Origin of the sequence: Aporhodopirellula rubra, assembly GCF_014192335.1 — a bacterium.
In the GTDB taxonomy this organism is placed as follows: domain Bacteria; phylum Planctomycetota; class Planctomycetia; order Pirellulales; family Pirellulaceae; genus Rhodopirellula; species Rhodopirellula rubra.
The window spans coordinates 84418-105520 of sequence record NZ_JACHXU010000027.1 but is presented as its reverse complement, the minus strand read 5'-3'; the positions used below and the strand labels follow the sequence as shown (position 1 = coordinate 105520).

The following is a 21103-nucleotide window of genomic DNA, read 5'->3' as shown; positions in this document are numbered from 1 at the left end:
TGATCGAAGCTATTTCCACCACATCCGCGAAGGTTACAGCGGGATGGCCCATATTACCAAAATCAGGCAAAATGCCCGGTGTTTTCTGGCATACGTGTGTGCCCAACGTCGATTCACCACGGAGACCCACCCTGATGCTTCTCACTGAATACGTGACCTGCGAACCAGTTAGGGACGCTGTATCGACCTGGGGATCGCTGGCGTCGTCACTGACCCAGATGCCGACCGCGTCGTCACCCGCCTGGGTCATGCTGCTGTTTGCCGGCGTGATGATGGCGACGTTTGTGGGTGTCGCGGTCGAGAGGTTTCACAAGACCGTCGCGGCGCTCTGTGGCGCCGCCGTGTTGATCATTCTCAGCATGGCATTGGACTTGTTCCCGTACTCAAAGGTCTACGAATTCATCAAAGAGGACCTCAACATTTTCGGGGTCATCATCGGCACAGGGATCCTCGTCGACGTCGTCGGCAAAAGCGGCCTGTTCCACTTCCTGAGCATGTGGATCGTTCGTTTGACCGCAGGACGAGCCGGATCGCTTTTCGTAACCCTCTGTGTGGTCACGTTCCTTTTCGTCAGCGTCCTGACCATTGTCCCGGCGATGTTGATCCTGAGTTCCTTGGTGCTCGTGATCTGCCGCTCGCTCGGCTACAAACCGATGCCTCTGCTTCTGTCGGTCGCAATCTGTGCCAACAGTGGAGCGATCGCGACGTTTGCCAGCGGGTTGCCGAACATCATGATCGGCACGGCAGCCTCGATCCCCTACGTCGATTTCCTGAAAGTCTCGCTTCCCTACGCGGCGCTCAGTTTGGTTATCGCGATCATCGGGCTGCGATTCTTCTTTCGCAACGATCTTCCATGGAAACAATCCGAATCGGACAAAGCGGCACTCAAACAACAAATCGAAGGGTTCGACCCTTGGGCGATGGTGGAAGACCGACGCGTGCTCTTTCGCAGTGCCACGATCCTGATCGCGACCGTTTGCGGGTTCGCACTCGCACAACCGCTCGGGGTAGGAATGGATTTCATCGCCATGGTTGGCGCAACGGCGGCGTTGTTGTTTTCCGGCAAAGGCGTTGAGGACGCGATCGGCAAAGTGAACTGGACCGTGATCCTGTTCTTCATGGGACTGTTTGTGATCATCGGCTGCGTCAAAGAAACAGGCGCACTGAAATGGGTGGCCGAACAGGTCATCGCGTTCTCGGGAAATCAAATCGCATTGCTGATCCCTTTGATGGGCGTCTTCTCGGCCGTCGCCAGCTCGATCGTCGACAACATCCCGGTGGCCGCGACCCTGATCCCGATCGTCCAAGACATCTCCGGAGGTGACACGGGCGTGCCTGCCGAGCCGTTGTGGTGGACGCTGATCATTTGTTGTAACCTCGGCGGAAACGGCACCCCGATCGGTTCTATTTCCTGCGTGATTGCAATTTACGCCCTAAAAAAGGAAGCCGGCGTTCACGTCGGATGGGGTACGTTCTTGAAACTCGGAGGCGCGATCATGTTGATCCAAGTCATCGGTGCAATCCTCTATGTGATGATGTTGCACTGGCAGGGATGGATTCCCGCGATTCAGTCCTAACCTCCCTCTTTTCTCAACTATTCAGGCTCACCAGCGATGGACGATGCATCTGACTTTGACCGCGACGTAGACGACTCGATGCGACTGTTCGAGCGTGCCCGCGTGGGATCGGCGACTCCTTTGACGCCGATCCGCCCCGCTCGAGTGATGTTGGTACTCGACGGGTCCGACCAAGACCCGACGTCGATCGCATCGGCCAATCACCTGCGTAACGTTTGCAACACCGAAACGTTGGTGCTCGACGCTCGCGAGACCGCCACGGACGACAGCTCCCCCGACGCAAACGCAGCACCGCCCACCCCATCGTCTCCTCACCCGCCGAGCGATTTGGCGACGCAAACGGCCGGACAAATTACCGGTGCCCGCGCGATTTCGAGGCCGTCGGGCGAGGCCTTCGAAGCGATCCTGGATTCACTCAGGACCCACGACGTCAATCTTCTCATTGTGCCGTGCCCCTTCGGCCGCTCGTTCGGCAAAGTCGGCGCCGACAGCGTGGGCACGGTCGTCGATGTGCTGCTCTCACGATGCTCGGTACCGTTTCTCGTGATCCGACATCCTGATCAAGCACTCGCCGAATGCTCGCAGCGAGTCAGCATGCTCGTCGGCAGTGAATGTGATGTCGAAAACCGCGCAGCCGCCTGGGCGTTCGGACTGGCAAAACCCAAAGGCGAAGTCTCGCTCAATCTCGTCGTCGAAAAAGAACACTTCGAAAACGTGCGTGCGATCCTCGAGTCCGTCGACCCCGATAAAGAATTCGATGTCGGAATGCTCGCGGACGTCCTCGCCCGAACGCACCAAAATCTACACGCGGCGATGAACAAGACCGCAAACGACCTCGGCATCCAATACCACCTCTTGCCGCAACCCGGTGAAATGGCCCCTCCACACCCACTTTCGGATACCCACCAACAGCTGATCGTCTTGCCGCTCGAAGTAGACGACCGATTCACACAGGGGTTCGTGATCGACCGAATCCGCCGCAGCCCTCACCCGGTCCTCGTCGTTGCCGGACATGTGAAGAGCGAAGAATAGCCCCGTTTCTCGCCAATTCGCCCGCGTTCCATCCCCTTGTGCAACGAGCGTCACCTTCCGCGAAATCAGCACCCTTCGAGGAATCCGCACGTTGAACTAAAACATAGTCGCTCCCAATTCCGCCACCTCGCCACCGACACGACCTATGCCCGACACTCTCAAGAACCTGCCACAATTCCAAGCCCTTTCTTCGCACTTCGAAACACTTAAGGACACGCATCTGCGGGATCTGTTCGCCTCCGACCCGGCGCGTGGCAAAACGTTGACCGTCGAGGGTGCGGGTTTGTACCTGGACTATTCCAAAAACCGCATCACCGCCGAAACCGTCGACCTGCTGCTCAATCTCGCACGTGCCTGCGAATTGCCCAGCCGCATTGAATCGATGTTCTCCGGCGAAAAGATCAACCTGACCGAAGGGCGTGCGGTCCTGCACACCGCCCTCCGCAGCCCCGCCGATGCCAACGTCCTCGTTGACGGCGAAAACGTGATCCCCGAAGTCCACGCGGTGCTCGACAAAATGTCAGCCTTTTGTGACCGCGTCCGCAATGGCAGTTGGGTCGGCCATACCGGCAAACCGATTCGCAACATCGTCAACATCGGAATCGGCGGATCGGACCTTGGCCCGGTGATGGCATATGAAGCCCTCAAGAGCTTCAGCCAACGCGATCTCACGTTCCGTTTCATCAGCAACGTCGATGCCACCGATTTCGCCGAAGCGGTCGTGGACCTCGATCCGATGGAAACCCTCTTCATCGTCGCATCGAAAACATTCACGACGATCGAAACGATGACCAATGCCAACACCGCCCGCGCGTGGTTGCTGCATCAGATCGGCGGTGACGAATCGGCCATCGCGAAACACTTCGTCGCCCTATCGACCAACTCCGAAAAAGTCTCCGAGTTCGGCATCGACACCGCCAACATGTTCGAATTCTGGGACTGGGTCGGCGGTCGCTATTCGATGGACTCCGCAATCGGATTGTCCACGATGCTCGCAATCGGGCCCAAGGGCTTCCGCGAAATGCTCAGCGGATTCCGCCAAATGGACGAACACTTCCGCACCGCGCCTCTGGAGAAAAACCTTCCCGTCCTGATGGGCATGTTGTCGGTTTGGTACTCCAACTTTTTCGGCGTCGAAACCACCGCCGTGCTTCCCTACGAACAGTACCTCAAGCGATTCCCCGCCTACCTGCAGCAACTCACGATGGAGAGCAACGGGAAGTCGACGACCGTCGACGGGCGAAAAGTAAACTACGAAACCGGCCTGATTTATTGGGGCGAACCCGGCACCAACGGCCAACACTCGTTCTATCAATTGATCCACCAGGGCACGCGTTTAATTCCGTGCGACTTCATCGCCTTCGGAAAATCACTCAACCCCATCGGATCTCATCACGACATCCTGATCGCCAACGTTCTCGCACAAAGCGAAGCACTCGCGTTCGGCAAAACTGCCGAAGAGGTCAAGAGCGAAGGCACGCAGGACTGGCTCGTCCCCCACCGCGTCTTTGAAGGCAACCGTCCATCGAACACCCTCTTCGGCGACGAAATGTCTCCCGCCATGCTCGGCAAATTGGTGGCACTCTACGAACACAGCGTCTACGTCCAAAGCGTGATCTGGAACATTGACGCGTTCGATCAATGGGGCGTGGAACTCGGGAAAGTGCTCGCCAAAGCGATCATCCCAGAACTCTCCGGTGAAAGCGATGGTGAACTGCAACACGACAGTTCAACGAACGCACTGATCGAGCGTTATCGCAAGATGCGTCGATAGCCCGCCCCGCTACGGGCGTCGCAATACGATCGCCAGCATCCTGACGGATGCTGGCAAACGACCAACGCCACCCTTCCTATGAAAGGTGGCGTTTTTCGTGAATACAAATGGCAACAGAGCTCAATCCGGTGCTAGATTTCTTTCCAATTACGAGTCCCAGGCTGCGGAAAATAGCCTTCTTCGCCTGCCACGACTGGCGGCGCGCTGTCGACCGTTAATTCGTCGAGTCGATCACAAAACTGGAACTTCGAATTGACGATTTCATCCCACGTAACGACCCGATTGAGATGCGAGGCGGCGCGTCCCATCAAGCTCGCGTAGTCAGAATACACCGCACGCTTGCCTTCATTGTGAGGCAAGTCATTGCGGATGCTATTGATGAGCGAGATCCATTCGTAGTCCCACGGGTTATGTGCGTCCGGCGTTGGCGACCATTCGATATTGTTGTCGCTAATGACCTGGTCCTTGTACACATGGACGGTCGCCTTGTGCACCTTACCGGAAAACTGCGCGGCCTTCTTCGTGCCGTGCACAAACGTCGCAAACTCATTAAAACCACCCTGGGCGCGCCGGAACCCGCAGAACGCTTTCTTGCCATTGGCGAAAGTGAACTCCATCGAATAGGTGTCCATGTTCTGACCACGATCAGTGCTGCCGACTTCACGACCACCCATACCGTGACATGACACCGGCCAATCATTCATCAACCAACAACACTCATCGATTTGATGGATTAAGAAATCCACCATGTGTCCTGAACCAATCCACAACAATCCGGTTTTCCCAAATCGCAATTGTTCAGTCAGAACGTTTGATTTGTCTCGTTGGTCGCCCAACCATCGACGGCCGCCCAACCGATTTGCGCAGATATACGAGATGTCTCCGATCGCGTCCTCACGGATTCGATCGATCAAGGCGGCGCGAGCGGGTGAATGCCGGCATTGCAAACCCGCTGCAATCTTTACACCATTTTTTTCCGCTAACTCGCTCGCACGCAGCATTCGATGGAGTCCCCTCGGATCGGTCGCGAATGGTTTCTCCATGAACACGTTGATGCCTCTGCTAACGGCATACTCAACGTGGACCGGACGGATGTACGCACGTGTCGTGCATAACGCGATGTCTCCCGGCTTAAGAACATCGATTGCCTTCTTGTAGGCATCAAAACCAATGAATTGGCGTTCTTCGGGCACGTCGATCTTGTCGGCATACTTGTGCTTAAGAGAACGCAGGCGTAGCTCAACGTTCTTCGCGTCCAAATCAGCCGTTGCGTAAAGAGAGATCGGTCCTTGATTGCTCGTCTCGAGAGCATTGACCACCGCGCCCGTTCCACGACTCCCACAACCAATCAGGGCCAACCGAATCATGCTGTCTTCAGCAACATGGACTGACCGGGCCGTCTCCCCCTGCACCACATTTCCCGCGACTGCGGCCCCTGCGACCGCGACCCCGGTGGCTTGCAAGAAACGACGTCGATCCGATGCCTGAGATGTCGAGACGACAGTGTTAGCGGGCGTATTGAGGGTGGTCATGGCTGCTCCACGCATTCGAAAGGCAGGAAATGTTGGCGGGATGGATTCGCCATAATATCAGATCTAACACCGCAATCCGGCACTTTGCAGTGCACGCATTGTCGCAGACCGCCCCCTCCCGCAAATCACCCACACGACGTCCGACCTAGTCTCCGCACCAACAGTGGCGTCCATTCCTGGTTCGCACGCCCTAGCAAACTCCCAATGCGAGCAAAATCCCAGTACCAACGAACTTCCAAGGGCAGCACAACTTCATCCATCCAACCTCTTAAAATCCACGGCGACATCGAGAGCGTCGCATCTCCTGTTTCGCAACCAGCACTGGTAAAGACGTCGCCAATGCTTGATGCGTACGGATTTACGTTCTTATTATTCATTCGTTACTGCCGCTGACCTAACTCGGATCACAGCATTCATCTCCGAGGACCGCCAACTGATTTTCCATTTGCAAACACATCACCTGGTCCTTCGTCGAATAACATAATCATCTGGTTCACGACGCCGCACATTGGGATGGTACGACAGGACCACTCGTCCGCCTCTCTACATTGCCCATGCACATATTGGGCACTTCTCTCGAGAGCTGTGGGCCGGGGATAGGATCTCGAAAGACTCTCCCGGTCTCCGACGCTGAAACTTGCCCAAGAGATTGCAAAAGACTAATTTCATTCATGATGGTCTCCCCGTCGGTTGCCCCCGATGAAAAAAGGAAGCTGCGAGGGCTGATTCTTCCCTCCGCGAGACCATCTCTTAACAATGACTGGGATGCTTCCAATTGATCGGCGCAATTCCACAGACATTTCTTCTCCATTACTCCTTTGATTGCGACTGCTTCCATGCTCCCCATCACGCTATCTTCGATGATTCGCATCGCCACAGTCATACTCTTTCTCGGTTGCACGCTGAGCCTTGGCATCAATCCTGCCGCTGCTCAGTCACCATCGAGGCCCACACAAAACGACCACCCGACGGCTACTTTTGACCGATCGATTCAAACGAATTCCAATCGCGAAGCCTCGATCCCGCGCCCTGAACAGGACGAGACCGCAAAGCAAAAGCTAGCTTCCCTTGAAGAAAAAGCTGGCAAAAAACCTAACATCCTCTGGCTAATCGTTGATGACATGGGATATGGCGACCCAGGCTGCTACGGCGGTGGCGGGGCCATCGGCGCTGCGACTCCCAACATTGATCAACTCGCACGTGACGGTTTAAAGCTCACCTCGTGTTATTCACAACACACGTGCACACCGACTCGTTCGGCAATCCTGACCGGTCGTCTTCCCGTGCGAACCGGCCTGACGCGACCGATTCTCGCCGGGGATAAGCTGACTAAAAACCCGTGGGCGGATGAAACCTCTTTGGCCGCGTTACTCAGCGAATCGGGGTACCACACGCTTCTCACCGGTAAATGGCATGTTGGCGAACCCAAAGGCATGCGTCCACATGACATCGGTTTTGATGAGTTCTACGGGTTCTACTCAGCCCAGAAGGAGATCACCCAAGGTAAAGACGGCCGACGATTTCCGGACCTCGTAAACGATCCCGAACTCAGGACTGCGTTCGAAACGATCAAACCCGACGACCATCTTCAACACGGCTTCAAGGGAGGACGGACAGAAACGCTCGAGCAAATCAATTCCACGCAAGACATGGGGCGAGCGGACGCTAAACTCGCAGAATTCACCATTAATCGAATCAAGGAACTGGCCCAAGACGACAAACCATTCTTTATCGAACACTGCTTCATGAAGGTCCACTGCGACAACTTCCCAAATCCCGACCTGGGCCCCCTCAGTGCAGCAAAATATTTCTACAAGGAAGCCGTTGCGGAAGTGGATCTGCATGTCGGCAACATCGTAAAAGCATTAGATGAAGTGGGCGTTCTGGAGAACACATTCATCTTCTTTACATCCGACAACGGACCACAGATGGACGGATGGCCGGACGCCGGTTACACGCCCTTTCGCGGCGCCAAAGGAACCACGTTTGAAGGCGGAGTGCGAGTCCCAGGTATCGCCTATTGGAAGGGGATGATTCAACCAGGCCGAGAGTGCGACGGACTATTTGACTTGATGGACCTGTTCGGAGTCGCATTGAACCTCGCCAGCGTTTCAACCGAGAAACTCGCCGACGATAAGTATTACGACTTCATCGACCAAACCTCCTTCCTTCTCTCAGACAACGGTGAGTCCGCCCGCGAAGCCGTCTACTTTTGGTGGGGCAGCCAATTGATGGCATGTCGCATGCGTGAGTACAAACTGCACATGAAAGTTATCGTGCCACAGTCCGAGCACATGCACATCGATTATTCAACGGTCCAAGATGCGGGCTTGGCGGGTTGGTACTTCAACCTTTACATCGATCCCAAGGAACAATCTCCAGTAGGCCATCGCCGCAACGCTTGGTTAGCCAGCGTGCTCGGAAAAATTAAAGCTCATGCCGCCACGCTGAAAAAGTTCCCTCCCAAAGACGTCGGATTGTAGGCTCGGTCGACCTCCACGAAGTCCCCACGCCATGCATCTGGTCGGTTAACTGACCGCCCGCCCAATCGAACGAGTCGGGTAAAGACACCAATCACGCATAGATTTTTACTTCTCTTCTTTTTTGCGATTTTTCAAACATGCTGTTTCCTGCTAACAATCAGAAAACCCTCTCGCTACTTTTTCTCATCCTTGCAGGAACCACCTCGTTCGCGGCAGAGATCCCAAACGACGGATCGGTTTTGCCGTTCCCGCCAACGCCAATGAACAGCGTTGCGAAGCCGCGACTGCAAGACTCGACGATGAAATGGCCCGAAGATCCTCAGCGTCTTCCAGCCGATGCACCTAACATCCTGATCGTCCTGTTGGATGACGTTGGATTCGGAATTTCGGAAGTCTTTGGCGGCGAGGTGCACACGCCGGGGTTGAAGAAACTGGCCAGCGAAGGGATTCGCTACAACCAGTTCCACACCACGTCGATCTGCTCACCGACGCGGGCATCCCTGTTGACTGGTCGCAACCACACACGCGTTGGCTACGGAACGATCGCCGAGCGAGCCGTTGCATTTGACGGATACACCGGCGTGATTCCGAAACAGGCAGCCACAATCGCGGAAGTGCTTAAGAACTACGGTTACAAAACGTCTGCCTTTGGTAAGTGGCACAACACACCTGCCGTTGAAACCACGTCGATGGGGCCCTTTGATCGCTGGCCAACCGGCTATGGGTTCGAACACTTCTGGGGCTTCTTGGCGGGAGAGACCTCGCAGTGGGAGCCTCGATTGACCGAAAACCTAAACCACATCGAACCGCCGAAATCAGAAAACTACCACTTGACCGAAGGGATGGCCGAGGAAGCGTTGGCATGGCTCGACGACCATCAAGCGTTCGCTCCCGACAAACCGTTCTTGATGTACTGGGCTCCCGGTGCGGTGCATGGTCCCCATCATGTTGCCAAAGAATGGGCCGACAAATACAAGGGCAAGTTCGACGATGGCTGGGACGTCTATCGTCAGCGGGTTCACAAACGCCAATTGGAAATGGGGATCATTCCGCCTAATACCAGATTGACTGACCGTGACCCTTCGTTGGAAGCATGGGATGACATCCCCGAAGCGGAACGTGCCTTCCAACGTCGACTGATGGAAGTTTTCGCCGGCTTCGTCGAACACACCGATTCACAGGTATTGCGGCTGGTCGATGGATTGGAAGAGCGAGGCCAGCGAGAGAACACGATCGTGTTCTACATTTGGGGCGATAACGGTTCGAGCGCCGAAGGCAACAACGGAACCATCAGTGAATTGCTCGCCCAAAACCTGTTGTCCAGCACGTTCGAGCAACAACAAACCGCGCTCAATGAACTCGGAGGGCTCGACGCCTTGGGATCTGCCAAGGTCGACAACATGTATCACGCGGGCTGGGCCTGGGCCGGCAGCACCCCGTTCAAAGGTACCAAGCTGACAGCGTCTTACTTCGGAGGCACCCGAAACCCAATGGTGGTTTCCTGGCCCAAGGTTATCAAAGCAAGCGAGACTCCTTGTTCACAATTCTCACACGTCGTCGACATTGCACCTACGCTCTTTGAAGTGCTCGGCATCACTCCACCCAAGTTCGTCGACGGGCACGCTCAAATGCCAATCGATGGCGTCAGCTTTGCCGATACCTTCCACGATCCGGCCGCGTCGTCCGAGAAACACGAGCAGTTCTTCGACAACAACGGGAGCCGTGGCATCTATCTCGACGGCTGGATGGCGTGCACATTCGGTCCACTACGTCCCTGGAATCCCGAGGACGCCCCCAAGCAGATCAAAACATGGGACTCCGACAACGATGAGTGGGAACTCTACGACCTACATAATGATTTCTCACAGGCCAACAATCTCGCCACGGTCCATCCCGACAGATTGGCGTCGATGAAAAAGCGTTTCCTGGCTGTCGCCACCGAGAACAAAGACTTGCCTATCGGCGGTGCGTTGTGGACTCGGATTCACCCTGAGGACATCATAGGTTCGCCGTACAACAGTTGGACGTTCAATGCCAACACTCGTCGCATGCCAGAATTCACCGCACCTGGGCTTGGCAAGAAAAGCAACGTCGTCACCATCGACCTGGAAATCGCCGAGAACGAAAATGGAGTGCTCTACGCACTGGGTGGAGCGGCCGGCGGTTTAACCTGTTATCTCGACGATGGGTACCTGACGTACGAATACAATCTTTTCATCATCGAGCGTTCTATCGTTCGGTCCAAACAACGATTGCAGCCCGGTCGACACACGATCGTAGTCAACTCCACGCTTGAAAGCCCCGGCGCACCACTGAGCGTGCAGATGTCCGTGGACGGTAACGAAGTCGCAAAAATGACCACCAAACGTTCGGTCCCTGCCGCCTTCAGTGCCAGCGAGACGTTTGACGTCGGAGTCGATCTCGGTTCCCCCGTTGCCCGCGACTACTTTGACCGCGCCCCGTTCGAATTCGGAGGCGACATCCATAAGCTAACGGTGGAGTTAACAAAGTAACAACACGCAAAACGTTTGCTTCATCACTTGCCACGTGGGTGAAATCACTCGCCTTTGCCGGCTGGGCGACGCGCACTTTAGGCAGACTGAGCTAACATGCGTCGCCCCCTGAGGATGGTCTACAAAACAGACTCTGACAAACCGTACGCCACTGCCACCGTGACTCTGTTTGCGAATGACCAAATGGTCGGTGAAGGTCGTTTCGAAAAGTGCACTCCAAACCGGGTCACTCTCGATGGAACCTTTGACATCGGTTCGCCACAGGACCCCATGTCGCCGACGGCGACAACATGCCATTCCAATCGATGGGGCAAACTGAATGCAGTCGACATTGATCTCGACCAACGATTGCAGAATCGTTTGACAGGCACGCACGTGGTGTGACTAACGGTGATGCTTGTAACGGTATCACTCGACTTGCTTCGTCAAGCAATCGAATCGGATATCCGTACCTCACGGCGGCCACTCGCTGCTGTATAGACATTGCAGTGGAGGGACATGTGGCTATCAGCCCCCTCTGTGCCAATCGCATTCTCTGCGGTTTCGCGTCCGACCGCGCACATTCTGAATCATTAATTGGCAACGGAGAGGCAGACTCTCGCGGATGTTTCGATGAAGATGTGCACTCGGTTTGGAACTCATGATTGAAAACCGCTCAATTCCACCGACACGGTGCTTCATAGGTCCAACTGACTGTTCGTTCTTCCGCATTCGAAGCAACTTATGACAAAACGCGTTTGGCATGTTGGCAACTGGTGTATCCACACGGGGAACGAATTCATCGAATCGCCATTTCTCTCGGCAAAGAAAAATGTGGAAGTCCTCAACTATGGCCAACCATTGGTAGACGCGGTTCGTGAGATTGATGGAGCCGAAGTAATCACTCAGCCGTCTTGGGAACTTTACAACCTTTCACCGGAGGCGTTTGACCGCCGGCTCGAATGGGCGGACGTGATCATCTTTGGTGATGTTGAAACCAAATGCATGATGCTGCATCCCGACTTCTTCAATCGAGCCAAATGGGAAACTGAATACGTTACCTTCCCTGATCGTTTCAATATTCTTCGGGGATGGGTCGAAGCCGGCGGTCATTTTCACATGAACGGTGGATGGTATTCGTTTAGTGGTCAGCTCGGCAAAGGCGGATGGGGCCGCAGTTTGTTCGCGGATGTCCTCCCCGTGCAGTGTCTCGAAACGGACGATTTGTTCGAATCGACCGAAGCCTTTCCGACTCGGGTAAACGATTTGAATCATCCAGCGGTTGCAGGCATCGACTTCGACACGCTTCCGCCGCTGCTGGGATTTAACGAAACCCTGCCGCGAGAAAGTAGCGAGTCGATTATTGACATCGCATACGCGGGACGCTGGCACCCGCTTTTCGCGGCACACCATTTTGGCGAAGGCCGCGTCACTGCGTGGACAACCGGTGCGAGCCCGCACTGGGGAATCAACTTCGTCAAATGGCCTCTGTACCGCCAGTTCTGGCAGCAAGTATTCACGACCGAATACTGACAGCGTGCAAACTTTATCCCAGCATTCTCAACACTTCGTCCGGTCAACTCCGCATTTGAATTCGACATCACCGCTTTCGAGACTCTCCATGAAAAATCTTTGCTTGTTCGTTGCTTCGTTCATGATCGGCTTAACCACCATTGGTTCGACCGCCTTCGGCCAAAACCTGCCACTGGTACCGACACCTACCGAATTGTCGATCACCGCTGACGAAGTGATGGTTCTCCCCGATGTGATCACCGTTTCGGCGCCCGAGGATTCTTCTTGGAAAGAGCATTTGAAGATCGTTGGTGAACTGATCGAGCGAACAACCAGCGGCAAACACCGCCTGGCCCTGACAGATGGTGATGACGCGACCCTTGTGGTTTTCGCAGACTCAGACCTGCCCGCGGAGTCCTATTCTCTCAAGACCCTTGGCGATCAAATCCAGATCCGTGCATCCACACTGAAGGGATTCACACACGCGACAGCAACACTTCTGCAACTCATCGGCACACAAGGTCCAGGCAAACTGCCGCTACTCTCAATCAACGACTCACCGAAGTTGCCGTATCGAAACTTCATGATCGACATGGGCCGCAACCCACATAGCGTCGAGCTTTTGAAAGAGACGATCGATCTGCTGTGGTTCTACAAAGTGGACTCCATGCAGCTTCACCTCACCGATGATCAACGTTTTGCATTTCCCTCAAAGGCGTTTCCGAAACTGTGGGATGGACTCATCACGGCCGACCAGTTCAAAGAAATCGAAGCGTACGCGGTCGCTCGTGGTGTCACGATCATTCCGGAATTGGAAGTACCAGGGCACTCTGAAAAACTGCGAGGAATCTATCCGGAAGTATTCGGAAGAACGGGAACGGATCTGGTGAAAAGCGAAGTCGCATTGAGTGGCATCAAAACGCTCCTCGACGAGTTGATGGAAGTCTTTGCGTCGTCCCCGTACATCCACATCGGCGGCGACGAAGCCTTCGGTGTCCCCGAGGATTTGCAGCGTGACCTCATCAACAAACTCAACGCCTACCTGAAAACCAAAGGCAAACAAACCTTGGTCTGGGAGGGCCCGAGTCCGGGCACCGGTGCCAACAAAGTCGACACTGACGTGATTCACATCAACTGGCGCACGATAAATTACCCCGCCGATCAAATGCTCGAAGACGGCTATCATGTCATCAACGCAGCATGGGATCCGCTGTATCTAGTGGATCATTACCCGCGGACGAACTTCACGATGGCGTCACCGCAACATATCTACGAGACGCTCTCCATCACCCGATTCAAACACATGAATCCGTGGATTCCAACGTACAACAATCCGATCGAAGTAGAACCCACCGATCGCCTAATCGGTTTCTGCATGCCCTGGTGGGAAGGACGCGAGTCAAACTACTTTGCACAAGTCATCCCACGATTGATTCCGTTCGCGGAGGTTGCGTGGAATCCTGAAGTCGAACGCGACTTTGATGAATTCTCGGCTCGAACACAAAAGACGGAAACCGCTCGCGTCGCGGCTTATTACCCCGTCCGAATTCAAGCCGCCAATCTGGTCGTTCCTGAAGACGGTGTTTTTCACAACGAGACCAACATTGCGTTTCACGCCGAGGGCGACGTCGAGATACGCTACACGCTCGATGGCTCCGAGCCTCGCTCCACGTCGACGCTCTATCTCCAACCAATCTCGCTGTCAAAGAACACTACCGTGCGTGCCGCCGCATTTATGGACGGCAAGCAAATGAGTCATGGAAGCCGCGCCAATTTCATTGCGGTCGCCCCAGCCGAAAACCTCGCATTGGGCAAACCCGTTGAAACATCGGCATCATCCGGCCCACCTTTTTCGATCGGACGAATCACCGATGGCAGCACGAACAACCTCGATTTCTACCTGGGTTATCCTGCGGTTCCTGAGCCTATCAAGATGACGATCGATTTAGGAACCGTCCAACGCGTCAGCAATGTGACCGTGGTCGCATACACGGTTAGCGGTTCGTACGAAAAGTACACCGTCGAAGTTTCGGCTGATGGTGAAACGTTTGAAGAAGTCGGATCACGCCTCGAGAAACCCAAACAGCCAACGCCGTCCGTGGACCATACGTTCCCGGAACGCGACGCACGCTTTGTGCGAGTTATCAGCCACGGTAACCTTGGCTACGTCTTTGATGCGTTTTCCAAGATCGTCGAAGTCCAAGTTCGCTAGAACAGCAACGAGTCTCACGCACCTCACGCATCACCCCGAGTAACCCATGACACTCAACGCTGTTGACTATGCCATCATCGCGGCATTCTTCGCAATTTCGATGCTGATCGGAGTGCTCGTCAGCCGACGTGCTGGAAAAAGCTTCTCCGAGTACTTCCTGGCCGGCGGTCAAATGAGTTGGTGGACTCTGGGTCTGTCGATGGTGGCAACGACGTTCGCCGCCGACACACCTAACCTCGTCACCGACATCGTCCGCAAGAACGGCGTGAGCGGCAACTGGGTGTGGTGGGCGTTTCTGTTAACCGGTTTACTGACCGTTTTTGTCTATGCGAAGTTATGGAAACGCAGTGGCGTCCTGACGGATTTGGAGTTCTACGAAATCCGCTACAGCGGGAAATCGGCAGGCTTCTTGCGAGGTTTTCGAGCGATCTATCTCGGGGTCGTTTTCAATTGCCTTGTGATGGCAAACGTGATTTTGGCCGGGATCAAACTCGGCGGGATCCTACTCGGTGCTTCTCCGCTGCAAGTTGTCTTGTGTGCCGGAACGGTGACGGTCGTTTATACGTTACTGGGCGGACTGCGTGGCGTGATTCTGACGGATTGCTTTCAGTTTGTCGTTGCGATGGTAGGTGCGGTCTGGGCGGCCGTTGTGATTTGCAACCTGCCCGAAGTTGGCGGATTCGACAGCCTCCTGGCGAATGAAAACGTCAGCGAAAAACTCAATCTGTTGCCCGACTTCTCAAATGTCAATGCATTGGTTCCGCTGCTGATCATCCCGTTGGCGGTCCAGTGGTGGAGCAGTTGGTATCCCGGTGCCGAGCCGGGTGGAGGCGGCTACGTTGCCCAACGAATGATCGGGGCACGCAGTGAACGCGACGCCACGACGGCAACACTGTTATTTCAAATCGCGCACTACGCACTACGTCCGTGGCCATGGATTATCGTTGCACTAGCGTCACTCGTTGTGTTCCCGACTCTGGACAGTATTCAAACCGCATTCCCGGCGGTTGATCCTAAAATCGTCAAAGACGATTTGGCCTATCCCGCGATGCTCACGTTTTTGCCAAACGGGTTATTGGGGGTCGTCATCGCCAGCTTGATTGCGGCGTTCATGTCGACCATCTCAACTCACTTGAACTGGGGTGCCTCCTATCTGGCCCACGATTTTTATCGCAGGTTCTTGAATCCCGACGCGTCGGAAAAGCAACTCGTCTCGATCGGCCGATGGTCGACGGTTGGATTGATGATGATCGCGGGCTTTGTTGCGTTGACACTGGAAAGCGCCATGGACGGATTCAGTATCATCCTGCAAATTGGTGCGGGAACGGGACTGATTTACATCCTCCGTTGGTTTTGGTGGCGGATGAACGCGTTCACCGAAATCGCCGGCATGGCGGTTTCATTCGCCGTCGCCATGTTCTTCCGATTCGGCTATCCACAACTGGGATGGGCAAAACTCGAGTCTTGGCAGGAACTGATTGCCGGCGTTGCGATCACCACCCTAGCCTGGTTACTCGTGACCGTACTCACCCCCGCGACGGACACGCAAACGTTATGTCGTTTCTATGAAAAGATTCGGCCGGGCGGTTCAGGCTGGAACCCGATTCGGAATCAATTGATCGCCGATGGCGCAGTCCTGGCATCGAGCGATTCGATTGTCGCGGGTTTGAAAGCGATGTTTGCCTCTACTTTTCTCGTCTACGCGACCCTGTTTGGAACCGGATCCTTCCTTTACAGCCAGTGGCTTTCGTTCGCGTTGAGCATGGGCGTTGGAGTGATCGCCGTGGTAGTGCTGCTGAAAACGTGGCCTGAGCTAAAACTCGACCGCACGAACACTTCCGAGAACGCAGCGACAAAAACAGATTGATGAGCAATCAATCATTTTCGTAGCCAGCAAGATTTTATCGCGTCTTCGCTTCGTGCCCCGCAACCGCTCGTGAGCTGTCATGAACGAGCAAATGGGCTTCGCGGAATTCACGTGGCGACATACTGAATTCTGCCCTGAATCGTTTGTTGAAATGTGAGACAGAGGCGAAGCCCGACTGGTAGCAAACATTCAGCACGCTGAGATCTTGTTCGAGCAAGAGACGTCGTGCGAATCCGACACGCAACCGGTTGATGTATTGCGTTGGTGTGTGTCCGATCGTGTTTCGAAAACTCCTCGCAAACGCAGAATGGTTCATCCCGACGAGTTCTGCGAGTTGGTTAATCTGCAACTGCGAGTCGGTGAAGTTTTCGATGATATATTGAAGCACCTGGCTCATCTTCGGATCGTTGCGACTGTTCGCTTCGCACTGGTATCCTTCACTTGCTAACACGACGGTGTTTTCACATTCGCAAAGCATCTCCAGACACTGCAGCAACTCTGCGATCCGGAGCATCCCTCGTTGAGCTAAGATTTCTTGCATCTTCGCTCCGATCTCTTCGGCAAATTCCGGAGGGAACCAGAGGCCTTGTTTTGCCCGCGTCAGTAGATCCCGGATTCGGATCGCTTCAGGTATATCGAAGAAACCGCTCCCTAGAAAATCACGTTTGAAGTACAGCACGATGGCCTCATGCATGTCGTACCGCTGCCCGCGAAATTCATCCGACGCCCAAGTGTGAGGCAAGTGCTCACCGACCAACACTAAATCGGAATCGGTGTATCGTCCGATATGATCACCAATCAGACGCTCACCAGAGCCTTTCGGCACGAAGGTCAACTCGATCTCGGCGTGTTGGTGCCATCGAGCGGGCAAACGATTTTCCCGACGATCAAAACAACGAAATGATTCAAACGTTCGAGGCGGAAGCGTTTCGATCAGAGCGTTCATCAATCCATTCGATCTGTGTGGACGTCAATGAGTGCGAAGTGGGTGGGTAAAAGAGAGGCGAGTAGGAATTGATTTCTCGTGACCGATGTATTCGCATAAGAATGCGTTCGATTCGAAAACGATGCGGTGTGAAAAACTTCTTGCGGCACTTTCGGTCTCAGGAGAATTTCCCTTGCGACTCGAGCCACAAAAGCAGGTTTACCAACTGCAGTCGAGCGTTCATCAGAGGATACCGAACCGCCTGTTTCACTCACCAATTATAAACCTCAGGTTAACGACTTACCTTCGTTCGTCACAAAAGGATCCGCCGCGAACGAGCTAGGCTCACGTATCTGCCGGTGACAGGCTCCTGGGTATTCAATCCTTCCCGTTAAGATCACGCTACTTCGTCAGACATGTTACCGCCGATCAGGGCGACTGGACTCATTCCCCCTTTCGCCTATATGCGTTGGCATGTAATTCGATTGACGCAATCGAATCGATACGCGGATTCGCTTTCGATTTTCGCTGGACCAATCACATCGCCCACTGCCTTACGGAACTTTACCGGCCGCTCTCAGGCGATAACGCGACACGACCTTCATACGGCGACAACGACAGCACCGTTTTGGTTTCGTTGGTCAGTTACGCACAAGGAGCACTCGTTCACCGGGGCGTTTGGAATATGGCTTTGAGTACATCTTTGCCGAACTTTCCACACGGCTAGACTGTCAGATCGAGACGTCAACACACCTAGTCAGATAGATACTACGAACCGGATACGAAGGAACGAGGCCTCACTCAGGCCCAGCGATCATGATGGTGCAACAACCGAGCGAAGGCGCGACGAGAACCGTTCATAACGAACGCTTGATATTGCTTATTTTGGCAGCCGTTCAGTTCATCACGATCGTCGACTTTATGATTGTGATGCCTCTCGGTCCGCAACTGATGCGTACGCTCGACATTGGCCCATCGTCGTTCGGATTAATCGTCTCGTCCTACACGTTTGCCGCTGGAATCGCGGGACTGATTGCCTCAGCGACCGTCGATCGGTTTTCTCGACGATCAGCGTTCTTGTTTCTCTACAGCGGCTTTCTGTTGGGAACACTGTTTTGTGGTTTGTCGATGAACTACCTATCGCTGGTGATCTCCCGCGTGATTGCGGGCGCGTTCGGCGGAATTGTGGGCGGAATCTCGATGGCGATCATCGGTGACGTTTTTCCGGATAGCCGTCGCGGCCGAGCAACGGGCGCGATGATGACCGGTTTTGCCATCGCATCGGTGGCCGGTGTACCGATGGGATTGCTGATCGGAACGAACCTTGGGTGGCAGATGAGTTTTATCGCCTTATCGGCATTGGGACTGCCCGTGCTCGCGCTGGCATGGTTTGCGTTGCCACTCCTCAACGACCATGCGGTCGGCTCACGCCCATCGACGCTGACATCACTACGTTCGACGTTCCTCCACATGAATCACCTCAACGCCTTCGCACTCATCATTGCGTTGACGATGAGTGGCTTTCTCGTCTTCCCCTACCTCAGCGTCTACTTTGTCGGCAACGTCGGCATGACCGAGCAACAATTGCCGCTGGTCTACATCGCGGGCGGGACGCTGACGTTGTTTGCGTCTCCCGTGGTTGGGCGTTACGCGGACAAAAACGGAAAGCTGTTCGTTTTCCGTTGCATCGCTCCTATCTCAGCCGTGATGCTGGTGATCATCACTCAATTGCCGGCAGGGGCGTTGCTGTTAACGATCGCGACGTTTGGAAGCTTAATGGTATGCAATGTCGGACGCATGATTCCGGCCATGGCAATGGTGACGGGCAGCGTGCTCCCCAAAAATCGCGGTGCGTTCTTGAGCGCAAATTCATCGATCCAACATATCGCGGGCGGCGCGGCGTCTTACCTCGGAGGGTTAATCGTCATTCAATCCACCGATGGTCGCCTGTTGAACTTTGAAATTGTCGGAGCGATGGCCGCCGGTTTTTCGATCTTGAGTTTATGGTTAGCCGGCCGCCTTCGAATGGCCGAACAACTCGCGATCGATGCCCTCGACATCAGCCTTCCCGCGGCAGCAGAAGCGTCCGTTGACGCGGGCGAGCTTCTTGTCGCCTGTGTCGAACCGGACAATTCGGGCGAATTTGAGACTTGCAAAGTGTAAGGCGACGCTTGCTCGTCCCGTCGTACGATCAACCGCCCTCGAGTCGTTCGATCCGGGGCAGAAACGCGGCGATGATTCCCATCAGTGGCAAATAGGCACAGACCTGAAAGACAAACTGTAGGCTCGTTCGGTCGGCCAACTCACCCAATAGAGCCGCAGCAATCGCGCTGATTCCGAATGCAAAGCCGAAGAACAACCCCGCGACGGCGCCCACTCGTCCGGGCAACAGTTCCTGAGCAAAAACCAAAATGGCAGAAAACGCCGAGGCCAGAATCGCTCCGATAACGATTGTCAACAAAACCGTGGCCACCAATCCGGTATGCGGTAGTGAGAGCGAGAAGGGTGCAACGCCGAGAATCGAAAACCAGATCACAACCTTTCGGCCGAAACGATCTCCGAGCGGCCCTCCGGCAAACGTACCGACTGCCACCGCAAACAGGAACGCGAACGAACAGAGCTGAGACTGTTGTTTCGTGAGGTCAAACGTTTCCTCCATGTACAACGCGTAGTAGCTCGTAAAGCTGACCAGATAGACATACTTTGACAACACGAGCGCGACCAGCACTCCGATCGCACCACCAACTTGGCGACGCGACAACGTTGCGTGTCGTTGCGGCTTGGACGCGTTGCCCATCGCCACACGAGTGGCGAGTTTCTTTTGATACCACGCGCCGACTTTCGTCAGAACGACGATTCCCGCTAACGCAATCAACGCAAACCAAGCGATGGAAGATTGGCCAAACGGGAAAATAATCGCTGCCGCCAATAGCGGTCCCAACGAAGTGCCGAAGTTGCCGCCGACTTGGAACAACGATTGTGCAAATCCATGCCGCCCGCCCGCGGCCAGGTGTGCCATCCGCGATGCTTCGGGATGAAAAATACTCGATCCTGTGCCAATCAATGCCGCCGACATCATCAGCGTCACGAGCGATCGAGCTTGCGAGAAAAACACCAAACCGATCAACGTCATTCCCATTCCGATCGCCAGTGAAAACGGCTTCGGTTTGCGATCGGTATACATTCCCACGACCGGTTGCAGCAGCGACGCGGTGAGTTGGAACGAAAACGTGATCAGACCGATGTCGCCATAGCTCAGACTCAGCGAATCTCGCAACAACGGATAGGTAGCGGGAATCAACGACTGAATAATATCGTTGAGCATGTGAGCAACGCTCAGCGACGCCAGCACCATCATCGCGGTTTGCTCGGCTGATTGGCCGGGCGAGTTCGAGGCAGGCGACTCACTGGAAACAGGGGCGATGGTGGGGTTACTCATGCAATGCTCGGTAGATTTTCCTGCAACCGCAATCGATTGGACCGTCATGTTGAAGATTTTACGACAACCAGGACCGAACGATAGCGGCGTTGGTTCGCGTGCAATGGCAGCGGATCTCTCGGCACGATCAAAGTGCCGTTATTGGTTGCCGCCACCATTGCTCAACTCTCGCCCGGACGCCCGCCCGGGCCCCAAAATTTGCAGGTGAGATCTTGCGGTGGTCTAATCGAGTACGGAGTCGGCGTACGTTTTGACACG

The 21103-nt window shown here is 54.8% G+C and carries 13 protein-coding genes and 1 pseudogene; 10 read left to right on the top strand and 4 right to left on the bottom strand.

The window, feature by feature from the left end; genetic code table 11:
- The first annotated feature begins 218 nt into the window (after positions 1 to 218).
- The 3 genes from FHS27_RS26470 to pgi all read left to right on the top strand — a co-directional run bounded on the left by FHS27_RS26470 (position 219) and on the right by pgi (position 4383).
- Positions 219 to 1577 (top strand): ArsB/NhaD family transporter, encoded by a 1359-nt coding sequence (locus FHS27_RS26470; RefSeq protein ID WP_184308753.1) that lies wholly within the window; start codon positions 219 to 221, stop codon positions 1575 to 1577.
- A gap of 36 nt (positions 1578 to 1613) precedes the next feature.
- The gene (locus FHS27_RS26465) at positions 1614 to 2609 is read left to right on the top strand and encodes a universal stress protein (RefSeq protein ID WP_184308719.1); all 996 of its coding nucleotides are present in this window, start codon (positions 1614 to 1616) and stop codon (positions 2607 to 2609) included.
- 145 nt (positions 2610 to 2754) lie between these two features.
- Positions 2755 to 4383, top strand: a complete 1629-nt coding sequence (pgi, locus tag FHS27_RS26460) for a glucose-6-phosphate isomerase (RefSeq protein ID WP_184308717.1) — start codon at positions 2755 to 2757, stop codon at positions 4381 to 4383.
- A 131-nt stretch (positions 4384 to 4514) separates the two neighbouring features.
- Here pgi and FHS27_RS26455 read toward each other — a convergent pair whose 3' ends face one another.
- Positions 4515 to 5915: a Gfo/Idh/MocA family protein gene (locus tag FHS27_RS26455; protein WP_184308715.1), complete on the bottom strand. Its 1401-nt coding sequence runs from the start codon at positions 5913 to 5915 to the stop codon at positions 4515 to 4517.
- 589 nt (positions 5916 to 6504) lie between these two features.
- Positions 6505 to 6715: pseudogene (locus FHS27_RS31230) on the bottom strand (hypothetical protein); the annotation flags it as partial.
- Between the two features lie 60 nt (positions 6716 to 6775).
- Between FHS27_RS31230 and FHS27_RS26450 the strand changes: the two are divergent.
- The 6 genes from FHS27_RS26450 (at position 6776) to FHS27_RS26425 (ending at position 16481) form a co-directional block, all read left to right on the top strand.
- Positions 6776 to 8398, top strand: a complete 1623-nt coding sequence (locus tag FHS27_RS26450) for a sulfatase-like hydrolase/transferase (RefSeq protein ID WP_246420975.1) — start codon at positions 6776 to 6778, stop codon at positions 8396 to 8398.
- Positions 8399 to 8535: 137 nt separating this feature from the next.
- Entirely contained in the window at positions 8536 to 10911 is a 2376-nt protein-coding gene (locus FHS27_RS26445) for a sulfatase-like hydrolase/transferase (protein ID WP_221225408.1), read from the top strand.
- 96 nt (positions 10912 to 11007) lie between these two features.
- Positions 11008 to 11295 (top strand): hypothetical protein, encoded by a 288-nt coding sequence (locus FHS27_RS26440; RefSeq protein ID WP_184308711.1) that lies wholly within the window; start codon positions 11008 to 11010, stop codon positions 11293 to 11295.
- Between the two features lie 339 nt (positions 11296 to 11634).
- A complete protein-coding gene (locus FHS27_RS26435; protein ID WP_184308709.1) occupies positions 11635 to 12423 on the top strand; it encodes a glutamine amidotransferase in 789 nt (262 codons plus the stop codon).
- An 88-nt stretch (positions 12424 to 12511) separates the two neighbouring features.
- The gene (locus FHS27_RS26430) at positions 12512 to 14614 is read left to right on the top strand and encodes a family 20 glycosylhydrolase (protein WP_184308707.1); all 2103 of its coding nucleotides are present in this window, start codon (positions 12512 to 12514) and stop codon (positions 14612 to 14614) included.
- A gap of 46 nt (positions 14615 to 14660) precedes the next feature.
- Positions 14661 to 16481 carry a sodium:solute symporter family protein gene (locus FHS27_RS26425; RefSeq protein WP_184308705.1) on the top strand — a complete coding sequence of 607 codons (1821 nt, stop codon included), beginning with the start codon at positions 14661 to 14663 and terminating at the stop codon, positions 16479 to 16481.
- Between the two features lie 34 nt (positions 16482 to 16515).
- Here the strand turns inward: FHS27_RS26425 and FHS27_RS26420 are convergent, their stop codons facing one another.
- Positions 16516 to 17427 carry a helix-turn-helix domain-containing protein gene (locus FHS27_RS26420; protein WP_184308703.1) on the bottom strand — a complete coding sequence of 304 codons (912 nt, stop codon included), beginning with the start codon at positions 17425 to 17427 and terminating at the stop codon, positions 16516 to 16518.
- A gap of 795 nt (positions 17428 to 18222) precedes the next feature.
- On the opposite strand from FHS27_RS26420, the gene FHS27_RS26415 reads away from it, so the two are divergent.
- On the top strand, positions 18223 to 19569 hold the full coding sequence (locus tag FHS27_RS26415) for an MFS transporter (protein ID WP_184308701.1): 1347 nt from the start codon (positions 18223 to 18225) through the stop codon (positions 19567 to 19569).
- Positions 19570 to 19597: 28 nt separating this feature from the next.
- Here FHS27_RS26415 and FHS27_RS26410 read toward each other — a convergent pair whose 3' ends face one another.
- Positions 19598 to 20845: an MFS transporter gene (locus tag FHS27_RS26410; RefSeq protein ID WP_246420973.1), complete on the bottom strand. Its 1248-nt coding sequence runs from the start codon at positions 20843 to 20845 to the stop codon at positions 19598 to 19600.
- Positions 20846 to 21103: the final 258 nt, after the last annotated feature.

Coding starts and splice junctions, on each gene's coding strand:
- FHS27_RS26470 (WP_184308753.1), top strand. CDS start 219: ATGCCGACCGCGTCGTCACCCGCCTGGGTCATGCTGCTGTTTGCCGGC.
- FHS27_RS26465 (WP_184308719.1), top strand. CDS start 1,614: ATGGACGATGCATCTGACTTTGACCGCGACGTAGACGACTCGATGCGA.
- pgi (WP_184308717.1), top strand. CDS start 2,755: ATGCCCGACACTCTCAAGAACCTGCCACAATTCCAAGCCCTTTCTTCG.
- FHS27_RS26455 (WP_184308715.1), bottom strand. CDS start 5,915: ATGACCACCCTCAATACGCCCGCTAACACTGTCGTCTCGACATCTCAG.
- FHS27_RS26450 (WP_246420975.1), top strand. CDS start 6,776: ATGATTCGCATCGCCACAGTCATACTCTTTCTCGGTTGCACGCTGAGC.
- FHS27_RS26445 (WP_221225408.1), top strand. CDS start 8,536: ATGCTGTTTCCTGCTAACAATCAGAAAACCCTCTCGCTACTTTTTCTC.
- FHS27_RS26440 (WP_184308711.1), top strand. CDS start 11,008: ATGCGTCGCCCCCTGAGGATGGTCTACAAAACAGACTCTGACAAACCG.
- FHS27_RS26435 (WP_184308709.1), top strand. CDS start 11,635: ATGACAAAACGCGTTTGGCATGTTGGCAACTGGTGTATCCACACGGGG.
- FHS27_RS26430 (WP_184308707.1), top strand. CDS start 12,512: ATGAAAAATCTTTGCTTGTTCGTTGCTTCGTTCATGATCGGCTTAACC.
- FHS27_RS26425 (WP_184308705.1), top strand. CDS start 14,661: ATGACACTCAACGCTGTTGACTATGCCATCATCGCGGCATTCTTCGCA.
- FHS27_RS26420 (WP_184308703.1), bottom strand. CDS start 17,427: ATGAACGCTCTGATCGAAACGCTTCCGCCTCGAACGTTTGAATCATTT.
- FHS27_RS26415 (WP_184308701.1), top strand. CDS start 18,223: ATGATGGTGCAACAACCGAGCGAAGGCGCGACGAGAACCGTTCATAAC.
- FHS27_RS26410 (WP_246420973.1), bottom strand. CDS start 20,845: ATGAGTAACCCCACCATCGCCCCTGTTTCCAGTGAGTCGCCTGCCTCG.